This window comes from Algibacillus agarilyticus, from assembly GCF_003286125.1.
GTDB classification, from domain to species: domain Bacteria; phylum Pseudomonadota; class Gammaproteobacteria; order Enterobacterales; family Alteromonadaceae; genus Algibacillus; species Algibacillus agarilyticus.
Window position 1 is genome coordinate 1 of sequence record NZ_QMED01000052.1, and the last position, 17862, is coordinate 17862.

At 40.4% G+C, this 17862-nt stretch carries 13 protein-coding genes and 1 tRNA gene; all 14 read right to left on the reverse strand.

What is annotated here, in order from left to right; genetic code table 11:
- The coding region (tuf, locus tag DPX34_RS20935; RefSeq protein WP_111978202.1) for an elongation factor Tu at positions 1-1109 on the reverse strand (1109 nt) is incomplete at its 3' end.
- Between the two features lie 64 nt (positions 1110-1173).
- A complete protein-coding gene (gene fusA / locus DPX34_RS20940) occupies positions 1174-3270 on the reverse strand; it encodes an elongation factor G (protein WP_111980373.1) in 2097 nt (698 codons plus the stop codon).
- A 116-nt stretch (positions 3271-3386) separates the two neighbouring features.
- Positions 3387-3857 (reverse strand): 30S ribosomal protein S7, encoded by a 471-nt coding sequence (rpsG, locus tag DPX34_RS20945; protein ID WP_111980374.1) that lies wholly within the window; start codon positions 3855-3857, stop codon positions 3387-3389.
- 74 nt (positions 3858-3931) lie between these two features.
- A complete protein-coding gene (gene rpsL, locus DPX34_RS20950) occupies positions 3932-4306 on the reverse strand; it encodes a 30S ribosomal protein S12 (protein ID WP_111980375.1) in 375 nt (124 codons plus the stop codon).
- Between the two features lie 194 nt (positions 4307-4500).
- Positions 4501-8721 (reverse strand): DNA-directed RNA polymerase subunit beta', encoded by a 4221-nt coding sequence (gene rpoC / locus DPX34_RS20955; protein ID WP_111980376.1) that lies wholly within the window; start codon positions 8719-8721, stop codon positions 4501-4503.
- Between the two features lie 98 nt (positions 8722-8819).
- A complete protein-coding gene (gene rpoB / locus DPX34_RS20960) occupies positions 8820-12848 on the reverse strand; it encodes a DNA-directed RNA polymerase subunit beta (protein ID WP_111980377.1) in 4029 nt (1342 codons plus the stop codon).
- 200 nt (positions 12849-13048) lie between these two features.
- Entirely contained in the window at positions 13049-13414 is a 366-nt protein-coding gene (rplL, locus tag DPX34_RS20965) for a 50S ribosomal protein L7/L12 (protein ID WP_111980378.1), read from the reverse strand.
- A 54-nt stretch (positions 13415-13468) separates the two neighbouring features.
- Positions 13469-13963, reverse strand: a complete 495-nt coding sequence (gene rplJ, locus DPX34_RS20970; RefSeq protein WP_111980379.1) for a 50S ribosomal protein L10 — start codon at positions 13961-13963, stop codon at positions 13469-13471.
- A 234-nt stretch (positions 13964-14197) separates the two neighbouring features.
- Positions 14198-14902 (reverse strand): 50S ribosomal protein L1, encoded by a 705-nt coding sequence (rplA, locus tag DPX34_RS20975; RefSeq protein WP_111980380.1) that lies wholly within the window; start codon positions 14900-14902, stop codon positions 14198-14200.
- A 4-nt stretch (positions 14903-14906) separates the two neighbouring features.
- Entirely contained in the window at positions 14907-15335 is a 429-nt protein-coding gene (gene rplK / locus DPX34_RS20980) for a 50S ribosomal protein L11 (RefSeq protein WP_111980381.1), read from the reverse strand.
- Between the two features lie 170 nt (positions 15336-15505).
- On the reverse strand, positions 15506-16048 hold the full coding sequence (nusG, locus tag DPX34_RS20985; protein WP_111980382.1) for a transcription termination/antitermination protein NusG: 543 nt from the start codon (positions 16046-16048) through the stop codon (positions 15506-15508).
- A 2-nt stretch (positions 16049-16050) separates the two neighbouring features.
- Positions 16051-16431, reverse strand: coding sequence for a preprotein translocase subunit SecE (secE, locus tag DPX34_RS20990; protein WP_111980383.1), 381 nt, complete (start codon positions 16429-16431; stop codon positions 16051-16053).
- A 147-nt stretch (positions 16432-16578) separates the two neighbouring features.
- Positions 16579-16655: transfer RNA gene (locus DPX34_RS20995), tRNA-Trp, on the reverse strand.
- Between the two features lie 79 nt (positions 16656-16734).
- Positions 16735-17862, reverse strand: a 1128-nt coding sequence (gene tuf, locus DPX34_RS21000; RefSeq protein WP_111980384.1) for an elongation factor Tu, incomplete at its 5' end; no start/stop codon positions are given.

Here is a 17862-nt window from a genome sequence, read left to right on the forward strand (position 1 = left end):
TCCATCGCGATTGGAGCAATTAGCTCTACAACCATCTTGATGTTGTCGCCTGGCATTACCATTTCTACGCCTTCTGGTAACTCTACAGCACCAGTTACGTCAGTTGTACGGAAGTAGAACTGTGGACGGTAACCTTTGAAGAATGGAGTATGACGGCCACCTTCATCTTTAGAAAGTACGTATACTTCTGATTCAAACTTAGTATGTGGAGTGATTGAACCTGGCTTACATAATACTTGACCACGTTCTACATCATCACGCTTAGTACCACGTAATAATGCACCAACGTTCTCACCTGCACGACCTTCGTCAAGCAACTTACGGAACATTTCAACACCCGTACACGTTGTCGTTTGTGTTTCACGGATACCAACGATGGCGATTTCTTCACCAACTTTTACGATACCTGATTCTACACGACCTGTTACAACTGTACCACGACCTGAGATTGAGAATACATCTTCAACAGGCATTAAGAAAGGCTTGTCGATGTCACGCTCTGGTTCTGGGATATATGAATCTAGTGCTTCACCTAACTCAACAATCTTATCTTCCCACTCTTTTTCGCCTTGAAGCGCTTTTAAAGCAGAACCTTGGATTAATGGTAAGTCGTCACCTGGGAAGTCATATTCTGAAAGTAACTCACGTACTTCCATTTCAACTAATTCTAATAACTCTTCATCATCTACCATGTCACATTTGTTCATGAATACGATGATATATGGAACACCAACTTGACGTGATAATAAGATGTGCTCACGTGTTTGTGGCATTGGGCCATCAGCAGCAGATACTACTAAGATAGCACCATCCATTTGAGCAGCACCAGTGATCATGTTTTTAACATAATCAGCATGACCTGGACAGTCAACGTGTGCGTAATGACGGCTAGGCGTATCATATTCAACATGTGAAGTTGAAATAGTGATACCACGCTCGCGCTCTTCTGGAGCGTTATCGATTGCTGCGAAATCTTTAGCTTCACCACCATATACTTTTGCAAGTGTAGTAGAGATTGCTGCAGTTAATGTAGTTTTACCGTGGTCAACGTGTCCGATAGTACCAACGTTGACGTGCGGTTTCGTACGTTCAAATTTTTCTTTAGCCACTTTCCAGTACCTTTTTGTTTAGTGTTTAATCCAGAGCTCTAAATTAAACGATTTTCATATGAAATTAATTACGTCGATTGATTATAGCATCAGCTACATTTTTTGATGCTTCACTATACTGGCTAAACTCCATTGAATATGAAGCTCGCCCCTGAGTTGCACTTCGCAAATCAGTTGCATAACCAAACATTTCAGCTAGAGGTACTGAAGCATTGACTTGCTTCATACCACTCATGCCTTCATCCATACCTTCAATGAGTCCACGTCGGCGATTTAAATCACCCACTACATCTCCCATGTTCTCTTCAGGAGTGGTGACTTCTACTTTCATCATAGGTTCTAGTATTACAGGGCTAGCCTGTAACGCACCTTTTTGAAAGCCCATTGATGCTGCGATTTTAAATGCCATTTCGTTAGAGTCAACATCATGGAAAGAACCATCAAATAATGTCACTTTAACATCAAGTAACGGATAACCAGCAAGTACCCCGGTATCCATTTGCTCTCTACAGCCTTTTTCAATAGCCGGTATGTATTCTTTAGGAACAGCACCACCCACTATGTTATTCACAAACTCAAATCCGCCACCCTCTTCAAGCGGCTCAATTTTAAGCCAAACATGACCAAATTGTCCACGGCCACCTGATTGACGAACAAATTTACCCTCAACTTCAACAGATGAGCGTATTGTTTCACGATAAGAAACTTGAGGTTGGCCAACACTGCACTCAACTTTAAATTCACGTTTCATTCGGTCAACAATGATATCAAGATGTAATTCACCCATCCCTGATATAATAGTTTGCCCCGTTTCGTTATCGGTTTCAACTCTGAATGACGGGTCTTCTGCTGCTAATTTACCCAAAGCAAGTCCCATTTTATCTTGATCAGCAACCGTTTTAGGTTCAACCGCAACAGAAATCACCGGCTCTGGAAATTCCATTTTTTCTAGTGTAATAATATGATTAGGATCACACAATGTATCACCAGTAGTAACATCTTTTAGACCAATAGCGGCGGCGATATCACCGGCACGAACTTCTTTTATCTCTTCACGAGAGTTCGCATGCATTTGCACTATTCGTCCCAAGCGTTCTTTTTTGAATTTAATCGGGTTATAAACGGCATCACCCTGCCCTACGACACCTGAGTATACGCGGAAAAATGTTAATGTTCCCACAAAAGGGTCGGTCGCAATTTTAAACGCTAACGCAGCAAAAGGGGCTTCGTCATTAGATTCGCGCGTCCCTTCCGTTTCATCTTCATTAATACCCGTGATCGCTTGAACTTCAGTTGGCGAAGGTAAATACTCAACAACGGAATCGAGTACCGCTTGGACGCCTTTGTTTTTAAATGCAGATCCACACGTGCACGGTATTATTTGATTTCTAATGGTTAAATCACGAATAGCCGCTTTCAATTGAGCTTCAGGTATATCACCTTCATTTAAATAAAGGTCCATCAACTCTTCACTTGATTCAGCTGCAGAATCAAGTAAATGCTCACGCCATTCGTCAGCTAATGTCTGCAAGTCCGCAGGGATAGCTTCATACGTAAATGTTGTGCCTTGATCTTCATCATTCCAGTTAATCGCTTTCATTTTAACCAGATCAATAACGCCCTTAAATTCTTCTTCTGCACCAATAGCAAGATGAATAGGTACAGGATTGGCCTTAAGGCGATCACGCATCTGTTCAATAACTTTAAGGTAATCTGCACCCGTGCGATCCATTTTATTGACAAAGACCATACGTGGAACCTGATATTTCTCCATTTGACGCCAAACCGTTTCAGTTTGTGGCTGAACACCAGAAGAACCACATAAAACCAGTACAGCACCATCTAACACACGTAATGAACGTTCAACTTCAATTGTAAAATCTACGTGACCAGGGGTATCAATAATATTTATGCGATGCTCGTCAAATTGCGCATCCATACCGCGCCAGAAGCAAGTCGTAGCAGCAGATGTGATTGTTATACCACGTTCTTGCTCTTGTTCCATCCAGTCCATAGTGGCCGCGCCATCATGAACTTCGCCGATTTTATGTGACATACCCGTGTAAAATAATACACGCTCTGTCGTAGTCGTTTTACCCGCATCTACATGAGCACAAATACCTATGTTACGGTAACGATTTATCGGGGTTTTACGAGACAATGGAACATCCTTAATTAAAATATTGAGTACTGACTTTTAAATAAAAAACTGTTATTCAATGCTTTATTTAATAGTCAAAATAATGGTTGCTCAATATGAGCAACCATTTGATTTTATTACCAACGGTAATGAGCAAAAGCTTTATTAGCATCGGCCATTTTATGAACGTCTTCACGTTTCTTAACGGCTGAACCTTTACTTTCTGCTGCGTCTACAATTTCTGCGGCTAGACGCTGAGCCATAGATTTTTCACCACGCTTACGAGCTGCTTCTACTAACCAACGCATACCTAGTGTGTTACGACGTACTGGACGTACTTCTACAGGCACTTGATAAGTTGAACCACCAACACGTCGAGATTTAACTTCTACGCTAGGACGAACGTGGTCAAGAGCATTTTCGAATACTTCTAAATGATCTTTAGTAGATTTTTCTGAAGCAATATCAAGAGCACCGTATACGATTTTCTCTGCAACAGATTTTTTGCCGTCTAACATAACGACATTAATGAATTTTGCTAAAAGTTCTGATTTGAACTTTGGATCTGGTAGGATTTTACGTTGTCCTACAACTCTTCTTCTTGGCATCTCAATTCTCCAATTTTTCAGGGAATACCCAAAACTAAATTAAATGTTTGGCCTTACTCGGATCAAAGAACCGATTATGACTTAGGACGCTTAGTACCGTACTTAGAACGACCTTGCTTACGATCATTTACGCCAGCGCAATCGAGTGCACCGCGAACAGTGTGATAACGCACACCGGGTAAATCTTTAACACGACCACCACGAATAAGAACAACACTATGCTCTTGTAAGTTATGACCTTCACCACCGATGTATGAAGAAACTTCATGACCGTTAGTTAAACGAACACGGCATACTTTACGTAATGCTGAGTTAGGTTTTTTTGGTGTAGTCGTGTATACACGAGTACAAACACCACGACGCTGTGGACAAGCTTGTAAGGCCGCTACGTTGCTTTTTTCAACGGGCTTTACGCGAGGCTTGCGCACGAGCTGGTTAATAGTTGCCATTAACTGCTCCTAAAAATGTTAATTTCAGTATTTTACAATTTCATTAATATTAATGAAAAAGAAATACTAGCGTTTTAAAGTGAAAAATCCGCGTCCCTAGATTTTAAGGACGCGGAATTTTAATGGTCAAAGATTAAACTGTCAATAACAGCTTAATCCTTTATGCCAGTTTATTGCCCAGCATGGCAGATTTATTAAGAATCACCCGACAAATCTGCATTTAAAGCATCAATTAAGGCACTTTCTGCGTCATCAGCCGTAACTTGTGGCTCTTCAACTTCGACTTGCGTAGCTGTTTTATTTTCTGCACGTTGTTGATGATATGCAAAACCGGTACCCGCAGGAATTAATCGGCCTACAATTACGTTTTCTTTAAGACCACGTAATTCATCTCGCTTACCACCCACTGCCGCTTCCGTTAACACACGAGTTGTTTCTTGGAATGAAGCAGCTGAGATAAATGACTCAGTTGAAAGTGAAGCTTTAGTTATACCTAACAATTGATATTCAAATGTTGTTAATGGTTTTCCTTCAGCTTCAAGTTCACGGTTCTTAATTTTAACCCGTGCAACTTCAGCCGTTTCACCTTCTAAGAACTCACTTGAACCAGACTGTATAATTGTACACTTACGTAGCATTTGACGAATGATAACTTCAATATGTTTATCATTAATTTTAACACCTTGTAAACGATAGACTTCTTGTACCTCGTTTACAATGTAGTTAGCTACATCATCAATGCCACGTAAACGTAAGATGTCATGTGATGATTCTGGACCATCTGCAATGACTTCACCTTTTTCAACTAATTCACCTTCAAATACGTTCAATTGACGCCATTTAGGGATCATTTCTTCGTATACAGCTGAACCGTCATTTGGTGTAATAACAAGACGTTTCTTACCTTTTGTTTCTTTACCAAACGAAATAGTACCAGAACGCTCAGCTAAGATTGCAGGCTCTTTTGGTTTACGCGCTTCAAATAAATCAGCAACACGTGGAAGACCACCGGTAATATCACGAGTTTTAGAGCTTTCTTGTGGTATACGAGCGATTGCATCACCCACATTTACCGCAGCACCATCTTCTAGGTTAACTAAAGCATTACCTGGTAAATAGTATAAAGCCGTAACATCTGTTCCAGGGATCATCAAGTCGTTGCCGTTAGCATCAACTAAACGTACAGCTGGGCGCATTTCTTTACCCGCCGTTGTTCGGTCTTTAGCGTCGATAACAACAATTGAAGATAAACCTGTCAAATCATCGGTTTGACGAGTGATCGTCACACCTTCAATCATCTCTTGGAACTGAACCTTACCAGCCGCTTCAGTGATGATTGGATGCGTATGCGGATCCCAATTAGCAACAACGTCACCAGGAGAAACAGCATCTTTATCGCCACGGTTTAAAATAGCACCGTAAGGAACTTTATAGCGCTCTTTCTCACGTCCCATCGAATCGATTACTGTTAATTCAGTTGAACGAGAAGTTATCACTAAATTATTGTCACTGTTAGTTACGTGTTTAGCTTTGTAAAGCTTAATTGAACCATCAGTTTTAACTTGTACGCTGTTTTCAGCAGAGGCTCTAGATGCAGCACCACCGATGTGGAATGTACGCATCGTTAGCTGTGTACCAGGCTCACCAATTGATTGTGCAGCAATTACACCAACTGATTCACCTTGATTAACAATGTGACCACGTGCTAAATCACGACCATAGCAATTTGAACAAACGCCAAAATCATTTTCACACGTGATTGCAGAACGAACGAGTACTTCATCAACCGAGTTTTCTTCAAGAAGATCACACAGTTTTTCATCAAGCATGATATTACGTTCAACTAATACTTCATTTGTATTAGGCTTGTAGATATCTTTAGCGACAACACGACCAAGAACACGTTCGCGTAAAGGCTCAACAACGTCACCACCTTCGATTAGCGGACGCATTACAAAACCGTTTTCAGTACCACAGTCTACAGCGTTTACGACTAAATCCTGCGCAACATCAACTAAACGACGAGTCAAATAACCCGAGTTAGCTGTTTTAAGTGCGGTATCGGCCAAACCTTTACGCGCACCATGTGTTGATATGAAGTACTGAAGTACGTTCAAACCTTCACGGAAGTTTGCAATAATAGGTGTTTCAATGATTGAACCATCGGGTTTAGCCATTAGACCACGCATACCCGCCAATTGACGAATCTGTGCAGCACTACCACGAGCACCGGAATCAGCCATCATAAAGATACTATTAAAGCTGTCTTGTACTTCAGGTTCGCCTTGCGCGTTTATAACGGTTTCTTTCGATAAGTTATCCATCATCGCTTTTGAAACACGCTCATTAGCGGCAGACCAAATATCGATTACTTTGTTATATTTTTCACCTGCCGTTACTAGACCAGATTGGAACTGTTGTTGTATCTCTGTAACTTCAGCTTCAGCTTCTTCAATGATATTTTTCTTCGCGTCTGGAATGACCATATCATTGATACCAATAGAGGCACCCGCAACCATTGCATAATGGAAACCGGTATACATCACTTGGTCAGCAAAAATAACCGTAGGTTTTAAACCAAGCATACGATAACAAGTGTTAAGCATACGAGAAATTGGCTTTTTACCCATGGCTTGATCAATAAGCTCAAACGGTAAACCTTCAGGTAAAACTAATGATAATATTGCACGACCTACTGTAGTTTTTTTCAATTCAGTAGAAACGGTGCGATTGCCTTCTTCATCAGTAAATACTTCAGTTATTCTAACTTGGATGCGAGCGTGTAGATCGGCGTTACCTGTTCTATAGGCTTTTTCAGCTTCTTTAGGATCTTTAAATACTAAACCTTCACCTTTCGCATTAATGCGATCGCGAGTCATGTAATAAAGCCCTAATACAACATCTTGTGAGGGTACGATGATTGGTTCACCGTTTGCCGGCGCAAGAATATTGTTCGTAGACATCATTAACGCACGAGCTTCTAATTGAGCTTCAAGTGTTAACGGTACGTGTACAGCCATTTGGTCACCATCGAAGTCGGCATTATATGCCGCACATACCAATGGATGTAAATGAATAGCTTTACCTTCAATTAGAACAGGTTCAAATGCTTGAATACCTAATCTATGAAGTGTCGGTGCACGGTTTAGTAATACTGGATGTTCACGAATAACTTCGTCTAACACATCCCAAACTTCTGGTGCTTCGCGTTCAACAAGCTTTTTAGCCGCTTTAATCGTCGTTGCTAGACCACGTAACTCTAATTTACCGTAGATAAAAGGCTTAAATAACTCTAATGCCATCTTCTTTGGAAGACCACATTGATGTAAACGTAATGTTGGACCAACGGTGATTACAGAACGACCAGAGTAATCAACACGTTTACCAAGTAAGTTTTGACGGAAACGACCTTGCTTACCTTTGATCATATCGGCAAGTGATTTAAGTGGGCGTTTATTTGAACCGGTAATAGCTCTACCACGACGGCCATTATCTAATAATGCATCAACCGCTTCTTGTAACATACGTTTTTCATTACGTACGATAATATCAGGAGCCGCTAAATCTAATAGACGCTTTAAACGGTTATTACGGTTAATAACACGACGGTATAAATCATTTAAGTCAGAGGTAGCAAAACGACCACCATCAAGTGGAACTAATGGGCGTAGATCTGGTGGTAAAACAGGTAATACGTCAAGAATCATCCACTCTGGTTTATTACCTGAATGGAAAAAAGCTTCCATTAATTTAAGACGTTTTGTAATTTTCTTACGTTTAGTCTCTGAATTAATTTCAGGCAACTCTTCACGCATGATAGAAATTTCTTTTTCAAGATCAATTTCAATCAATAAAGCAAGAACAGCTTCTGCACCCATTTTAGCTTCGAATTCGTCACCATGCTCTTCTAGAGCATCTAGGTAATTTTCTTCAGACAGCATTTCACCACGTTCTAGTGATGTCATACCGGCTTCAGTCACGACATATGATTCAAAATATAAAATGCGTTCAATGTCACGCAATGTCATATCTAACATTAAACCAATACGAGAAGGTAATGATTTAAGGAACCAAATATGTGCAACAGGGCTAGCTAATTCAATATGGCCCATACGCTCACGACGGACTTTGGTCAATGTAACTTCAACGCCACATTTCTCACAAATTACACCGCGATGCTTAAGACGCTTATATTTACCACATAAGCATTCATAATCTTTAACAGGGCCAAAAATACGCGCACAGAATAAGCCGTCACGTTCAGGCTTAAAAGTACGGTAGTTAATAGTTTCAGGCTTTTTAACTTCACCAAATGACCATGAACGGATTTGATCTGGTGATGCTAAACCAATGCGTATGCCGCCAAACTCTTCAGTTTTATTTTGTTGCTTGAGAAACTTTAGTAAGTCTTTCACGCTAATTCTCCTGTCGGAGTTAATTCCTAAGCTGCTGCTAATATAAGCAGCAGCACATAACTAATAACCGCTAATCGAGGCTACGGTGCAACGAAGAATTAATCTTCGTCTAATTCAATGTTGATACCAAGTGAACGGATCTCTTTCAACAATACGTTAAATGATTCCGGCATGCCTGGTTCCATTGTATGGTTTCCATCAACAATGTTTTTGTACATTTTAGTACGTCCATTAACGTCATCTGATTTCACAGTTAACATTTCTTGTAACGTATAAGCAGCACCGTAAGCTTCAAGTGCCCATACTTCCATCTCACCGAATCGCTGACCACCAAACTGCGCTTTACCGCCTAATGGTTGTTGCGTAACAAGACTGTATGAACCAGTAGAACGCGCATGCATTTTGTCATCAACCAAGTGATTCAGTTTTAACATATACATGTAACCTACTGTTACTTTACGCTCAAATGTATTACCCGTACGACCATCAAACAATTCAATTTGACCGTCTCTTGGGATCCCACCTAACTCAAGTAAATCTTTGATTTCGCTTTCAACAGCACCATCAAATACAGGAGTTGCAATAGGTACACCTTTACGTAAGTTTTCAGCTAAGCGACGAACTTCATGATCGGTAAAGTTTTCAATATCAACAACCTGTCGGCTTTGACCTGAGGTATAAACTTTAGTTAGATATTCACGAAGCTTAGCAACCTCACATTGCTCTTTAATCATTTCATCAATTTTTTCACCCATGCCGCGAGCTGCCATACCTAAGTGGGTCTCAAGTATTTGCCCTACGTTCATACGTGATGGTACCCCTAGTGGGTTCAGTACGATATCGACTGGTGTACCTTTAGCATCGTGCGGCATGTCTTCTACAGGAACAATGGTAGATATAACACCCTTGTTACCATGTCGACCAGCCATTTTATCACCCGATTGAATACGACGTTTAACAGCAAGATACACTTTAACAATCTTAAGTACACCTGGCGCTAAATCATCACCTTGGGTAATTTTACGACGCTTAACTTCTAATTTTTTATCAAAATCGGCACGAATTTCTTCATATTGCTCAGCAATTTGCTCAAGCTCAGCTTGTTTTTCTTCGCTTGCCAATGTTTGTAACAACCAACGCTCTCTGGGTAGGCTATCTAATACTGCGCCATCAACGCCGTTATTTGTTAATAACAAACGAGCACGGGCATAAATACCGTCTTCAAAGATCTTAAATTCAGTTGTTAAATCTTTCTTTGCTTCTTCAACTTGATATTGTTCAATTTCTTTCGCACGTTTGTCTTTTTCAACACCATCACGTGTAAATACTTGAACATCAATAACCGTACCCACAACTGAGTTTGGTACACGTAAAGAACTATCTTTTACGTCTGAAGCTTTTTCACCAAAGATTGCTCTTAAAAGCTTCTCTTCTGGCGTTAGTTGAGATTCACCTTTAGGGGTTACTTTACCAACTAAAATATCGCCGCCTTTAACTTCAGCCCCGATATAAACAACACCTGACTCATCCAATTTACTTAATGCAGATTCACCTACATTTGGAATATCAGCCGTTATTTCTTCTGGCCCAAGCTTAGTATCACGAGCAATACAGCTTAATTCTTGAATGTGAATTGTCGTTAAACGGTCTTCTTGCACAACTCGTTCAGATATCAAAATTGAATCTTCGTAGTTGTAACCATTCCAAGGCATAAACGCGACACGCATATTTTGACCAAGTGCTAACTCACCTAAATCGGTAGATGGGCCATCAGCTAATACATCACCACGAACAATCGGATCATTCATTGCGACCGTTGGTCTTTGGTTAATACATGTATTTTGATTTGAACGGGTGTATTTAGTTAAGTTATATATATCTATGCCAGCTTCACCAGCAATAGTTTCATTTTCATTAACTTTGATTACAATGCGCGAAGCATCTACGTAATCAACACTACCACCACGTTTAGCAACAATCGTTACGCCAGAGTCAACAGCGACTGTTTTCTCAACACCGGTACCAACTAAAGGCTTATCAGCTTTTAACGTTGGAACGGCTTGACGTTGCATGTTTGAACCCATTAATGCACGGTTAGCATCATCGTGTTCTAAGAACGGGATCAAACTTGCGGCAATCGATACGATCTGCTGCGGTGCAACATCCATATATTGAATACTTGCTGCATCCATCAATGTAAATTCATTTTGATGTCTACACGCTACCAAGTCGCTTGTTAATCGCATTTCAGCATCTACATCAGCACTTGCCTGAGCGATTACATGATTGTTTTCTTCAATAGCTGAAAGGTATTCTATTTCTTCAGTAACAACACCATCAATTACTCGACGGTAAGGCGTTTCAATGAAGCCAAAATCATTCGTTCTTGCATAACTTGCTAATGAGTTAATTAGACCAATGTTTGGACCTTCAGGCGTTTCGATTGGACATAAACGACCATAATGTGTCGGATGTACATCTCGAACTTCGAAACCAGCACGTTCACGTGTCAAACCACCTGGACCTAAAGCAGAAATACGACGCTTATGCGTAACTTCTGACAATGGATTATTTTGGTCCATAAATTGTGATAACTGTGAAGAGCCAAAGAATTCTTTAACGGCAGCTGAAATTGGCTTCGCGTTAATTAAATCTTGAGGTGCAATATTATCAAGATCGCCTAAACTTAAGCGCTCTTTAACAGCTCGTTCTACGCGAACCAAACCAACTCTGAATTGGTTTTCAGCCATTTCACCAACAGAGCGTATACGACGATTACCTAAGTGATCGATATCATCGACTTCGCCTTTACCATCACGGATCGCGATTAACGTTTTCATAACTGAAGTAATATCATCTTTAGATAATATACCTTCACCTATTAACTCTTCACGTCCAACACGACGGTTAAACTTCATACGACCAACCGTTGATAAGTCGTAACGGTCGCCATTAAAGAATAAATTCTCAAATAGGCCTTCAGCTGCATCTTTTGTTGGTGGCTCACCAGGACGCATCATGCGGTAAATTTCAACTAAGGCTTCTAAGCGGTTAGTTGTAGAATCTACGCGCAAAGTGTCTGACATATATGGACCACAATCTAAGTCATTGATGTAAAGCGTATCAATTTTCTTATGGCCGGCTTGGCTTAATTCTGCAATTAATTCAAGTGTTACTTCAGCATTTGCTTCAGCAATAATTTCGCCTGTTGATTCATCAATATAGTCGTGAGATAAAGTACGACCAACGATATATTCAACAGGAACAGCGACACGACTAGTATTTGCTTTTTCTATTTGACGGATATTACGTGCAGTAATACGACGCCCTTTTTCTACTAGTAGATTGCCTTTATCATCATGAATATCAAACGCAGCAGTTTCACCACGTAATCTATCAGGGATCAAATCCATCATGCATTGATCACTGACTAATTCAAATGTCACATTATCAAAGAACATAGCCAAAATTTCTTCTGTACTATATTCAAGTGCACGTAAAATGATCGATGCAGGAAGTTTACGACGGCGATCGATTCGCACGAATAAACTATCTTTAGGATCAAATTCAAAATCTAACCATGAACCACGGTAAGGTATAACGCGAGCATTATATAAAACCTTACCAGATGAGTGGGTTTTACCACGGTCATGATCGAAGAAGACACCTGGAGATCTGTGTAATTGAGATACAATTACACGCTCAGTACCATTGATAACAAAAGTACCATTGTCAGTCATTAATGGGATTTCACCCATGTAGACTTCTTGTTCTTTAATGTCTTTTACTGTGCCTGCTGGCGCTTCTTTGTCATAAATAACTAAACGAAGCTTTACTCGCAATGGCGCAGAATACGTCACCCCACGGATTTGACATTCTTTTACGTCAAATACGGGTTCGCCTAACTTGTAGCTGACATATTGTAATTCAGCGTAACCAGAGTAGCTGGCGATTGGAAATACGGAGCGGAATGCGGCTTCGAAGCCATACTGTCCATCAGGATCAGGATCAATAAATCTTCGGAAAGAATCCAACTGGATGGAAAGTAAGTAAGGTACATCCAGAACCTGTGGACGCTTACCAAAATCCTTACGAATGCGTTTCTTTTCGGTATAAGAATAAGCCATGGGGTTCCTCAGCTTGCCGAACGTAAACACGAGCCTCAAGTAGTCAATTTAACTTCTTAACTGTGTTTGTGCTCTGCCGTCTATCGATATCGTCTTGAAATAATCACTGTAAATTTTCACAAAATATACAGCGCAAAAAGGGCTGATGGTCAATTAACCATCAGCCCGAGCCTTTACAGGCAGTAATTTAATAAGATAAATTACTTAAGTTCAACTTCTGCACCAGCTTCTTCTAAAGTCGCTTTAAGCGCTTCAGCTTCAGCTTTTTCAATGCCTTCTTTCAATGGTGATGGAGCACCATCTACTAAGCCTTTAGCTTCTTTAAGGCCTAAACCTGTAGCAGCACGAACAGCTTTGATCGTTGCAACTTTGTTAGGACCAGCAGCTTTAAGGATAACGTCAAATTCAGTTTGCTCTTCAGCTGCGTCAGCAGCAGCAGGGCCAGCAGCAACAGCAGCAGCCGCGCTTACGCCGAATTTTTCTTCCATAGCAGTGATAAGTTCTACAACATCCATTACAGACATTTCTGCAACAGCTTCGATGATTTGGTCTTTAGTGATAGACATAAGTCAAATTCCTAAAATAAAATAATTTACAATGTATTAGTGATAAGCGCTTAATTAAGCAGCTTGTTCTTCTTTTTGGTCGCGAAGTGCAGCAATTGTACGTACTAACTTGCCTGCAGAAGCTTCTTTCATTGTTGCCATAAGTTTGGCAAGTGCTTCTTCGTAAGTTGGTAACGTCGCTAATACTTCAATGTCAGCTAATGAGCCTTCAAATGCAGCCGCTTTGACTTCGAACGCGTTATTTGACTTAGCAAAGTCTTTAAATATACGCGCTGCAGCACCTGGGTGCTCATTCGAAAATGCAATCAAAGTTGGTCCAACGAATGCTTCTTTTAAACATTCGAAGTCTGTGCCATCAACAGCAATGCGAGCTAATGTGTTACGTACAACTTGTAACGTAACGCCAGCTTCACGTGCTTGAGCACGTAAAACGGTCATATCATTAGCTTCAACACCACGTGAATCAGCAACAACTGCAGAAAGGGCACCTTTGGCAGCTTCGTTAACCTGAGCGACAATTTCTTTCTTGCCAGCTAGTCCTAATGCCATTGGTTTTCTCCTGGATTCCCTAGGTTTACACCTAGATTACTTAAATCTTACTAATTTCTTAGTAAGGACTTTACGGTTTCCGGTCCAGAAGATAAATCTTCTTGAGTTCCTTCACCGTCTACCTAAGCGTTTATAACATTAAGCCGTAAGGCGCTTAGGGTCTTGGACGGGAGCGTTAAATAAATTTAACGTTCCAACTCCAAATAAATTGGCCGAAGCCAATTTAAGTATTTCTTATGCTACGCTAGTTTCTAAACCACTTTGGTCGATGATTACACCGGCACCCATAGTTGTAGAAAGGCTAACTTTCTTAAGATATACACCTTTAGCTTGAGTTGGTTTAGCTTTTTTAAGCGCAACCAATAAAACTTCAAGGTTTTCTTTAAGCTTGTCAGCATCGAAATCAGCCTTACCAATCGTAGTATGGATGATACCGTTTTTATCGTTTCTATAACGAACTTGACCTGCTTTAGCATTTTTAACAGCATCAGCAACATTAGGTGTAACTGTACCTGTTTTAGGGTTAGGCATTAAACCACGTGGGCCTAATATTTGACCTAATTGACCTACAACGCGCATTGCATCAGGAGAAGCAACAACTACGTCAAAGTCCATTTCGCCTTTCTTAACTAATTCAGCTAAGTCATCCATACCCACTAAATCAGCACCAGCTTCTTTAGCCGCTTCTGCGTTTGCACCTTGAGTGAAAACAGCAACACGAACTTCACGGCCTGTACCATTTGGTAATACAGTAGCGCCACGAACATTTTGGTCAGATTTACGTGCATCGATGCCTAAATTAACAGCTACATCAACACTTTCGACGAATTTAGCAGTTGCAAATTCTTTTAATAAAGCAACCGCTTCATCAAAGCTATACTCTTTTGTTACTTCAACTTTCTCGCGGATTGCACGAGCTTTTTTGCTTAATTTAGCCATCTGATTAACCCTCTACCACTATGCCCATTGAACGTGCAGAACCAGAGATAGTATTAACAGCAGCGTCTAAATCAGCAGCGGTTAAATCAGGTTCTTTCATTTTCGCAATTTCTTCAACTTGAGCACGTGTAACTTTACCCACTTTGTCTACGTTTGGTTTACCAGAACCACTCTTAACACCAGCGGCTTTCTTTAATAAGAATGAAGCAGGTGGAGTTTTAGTTTCAAACGTGAAAGAACGATCAGCATAGACTGTAATAACAACAGGAACTGGCGCGCCTTTTTCTAAGCTATCTGTTTTTGCGTTAAACGCTTTACAGAATTCCATGATGTTAACACCATGTTGACCTAATGCAGGACCAACCGGTGGACTTGGGTTTGCAGCACCAGCTGCAACTTGCAACTTAATAAGTGCGGTTACTTTTTTAGCCATTTTAAGGACCTCATTTACCGGGTAATTGCCTCGTAGATGTTGTGAGGACAACACTACTCAATCGGCTTCCCGTAGTTTTTAAACAAAATTAAGCATAGTCATTAAAATGACTATGCTTTTTATAATTTATTTGATTTGTGTATCAAAGGGCGCGGATTATAGACTAGTCTTTAACCTTTTTCAACCTGTGAAAACTCTAAATCTACAGGAGTCGAACGACCAAATATAAGTACAGAAACTTTTAAGCGGCTTTTATCATAATCGACTTCTTCAACAACCCCATTAAAATCAGCAAATGGTCCGTCATTAACACGAACAACTTCACCAGGCTCAAATGAATGACGATGAGTTGGTTTCTCGGCTGTTTCTTCTAAACGATTAAGAATAGCTTGCGCTTCTTTATCAGAAATAGGGGCGGGGCGATCTGAAGTACCACCAATAAAGCCAAGAACACGAGGGGTGTTTTTTACTAAATGCCATGATTGATCATTCATAATCATTTGCACTAAAACATAGCCAGGAAAGAATTTACGTTCACTTTTGCGTTTTTGGCCTGCACGCATTTCAATAACTTCTTCAGTCGGTACCAGTACTTCACCAAAAAAGTCTTCCATGCCATTTAACTTGATATGTTCGTTTAAAGTCGTTGATACTCGCGCTTCATATCCAGAAAATGCTTGTACAACGTACCATCTAAGTTTTGATTCTGACATGGTTATAATTCCAATCCAGTTAAAAAGGCTACAACACGAAGCATTATACCATCAATCCCCCAAAGGATTAATGACATAATCAGTGTTGCAATAATTACAACGATTGTTGTTTGCATTGTTTCTTGACGTGTTGGCCAAACAACTTTTCGAACTTCTGTGCGAGAGTCTTTAGAAAAAACTAAAGCATCTTGTCCTTTAGCAGTTTTACTAGCTATTAAAAATGCAACAATAACTGCAGCTACCACACCAATGGCGCGCCATAATACAGAAACTTGTTCAGCATACATATAATTGCCAACCACTGCAGCAATTAATATGGCAATAGTAACAAGCCATTTAATGCTATCAAGACTACTTGATTGTTCTTCGACTTCTACGCTCATGGTAAAAAACCTTAATTATTGCCTATCAGGCATATTCAACATATAAAAACTACTTAGTTAAATCGACTTTAAAATAATTTAAAGACTTATTATTTTTTATATTAATTTAACTAAGTACTTTATTTACAGCTTTAACTCTTCAAGAGTTGGCAGGGGTGGAGAGATTCGAACTCCCAACCGTCGGTTTTGGAGACCGCTGTTCTACCAATTGGAACTACACCCCTGTACAATTTTTTGCTTGCCTAGCAAAATGGCAAAAGCCCCGGTATAAAACCGAGGCTTGGTAAACACATCAATATGCGTTTATTCTACGATGCTTGCAACGACACCAGCACCAACAGTACGACCACCTTCACGGATAGCGAAGCGTAAACCTTCGTCCATCGCGATTGGAGCAATTAGCTCTACAACCATCTTGATGTTGTCGCCTGGCATTACCATTTCTACGCCTTCTGGTAACTCTACAGCACCAGTTACGTCAGTTGTACGGAAGTAGAACTGTGGACGGTAACCTTTGAAGAATGGAGTATGACGGCCACCTTCATCTTTAGAAAGTACGTATACTTCTGATTCAAACTTAGTATGTGGAGTGATTGAACCTGGCTTACATAATACTTGACCACGTTCTACATCATCACGCTTAGTACCACGTAATAATGCACCAACGTTCTCACCTGCACGACCTTCGTCAAGCAACTTACGGAACATTTCAACACCCGTACACGTTGTCGTTTGTGTTTCACGGATACCAACGATGGCGATTTCTTCACCAACTTTTACGATACCTGATTCTACACGACCTGTTACAACTGTACCACGACCTGAGATTGAGAATACATCTTCAACAGGCATTAAGAAAGGCTTGTCGATGTCACGCTCTGGTTCTGGGATATATGAATCTAGTGCTTCACCTAACTCAACAATCTTATCTTCCCACTCTTTTTCGCCTTGAAGCGCTTTTAAAGCAGAACCTTGGATTAATGGTAAGTCGTCACCTGGGAAGTCATATTCTGAAAGTAACTCACGTACTTCCATTTCAACTAATTCTAATAACTCTTCATCATCTACCATGTCACATTTGTTCATGAATACGATGATATATGGAACACCAACTTGACGTGATAATAAGATGTGCTCACGTGTTTGTGGCATTGGGCCATCAGCAGCAGATACTACTAAGATAGCACCATCCATTTGAGCAGCACCAGTGATCATGTTTTTAACATAATCAGCATGACCTGGACAGTCAACGTGTGCGTAATGACGGCTAGGCGTATCATATTCAACATGTGAAGTTGAAATAGTGATACCACGCTCGCGCTCTTCTGGAGCGTTATCGATTGCTGCGAAATCTTTAGCTTCACCACCATATACTTTTGCAAGTGTAGTAGAGATTGCTGCAGTTAATGTAGTTTTACCGTGGTCAACGTG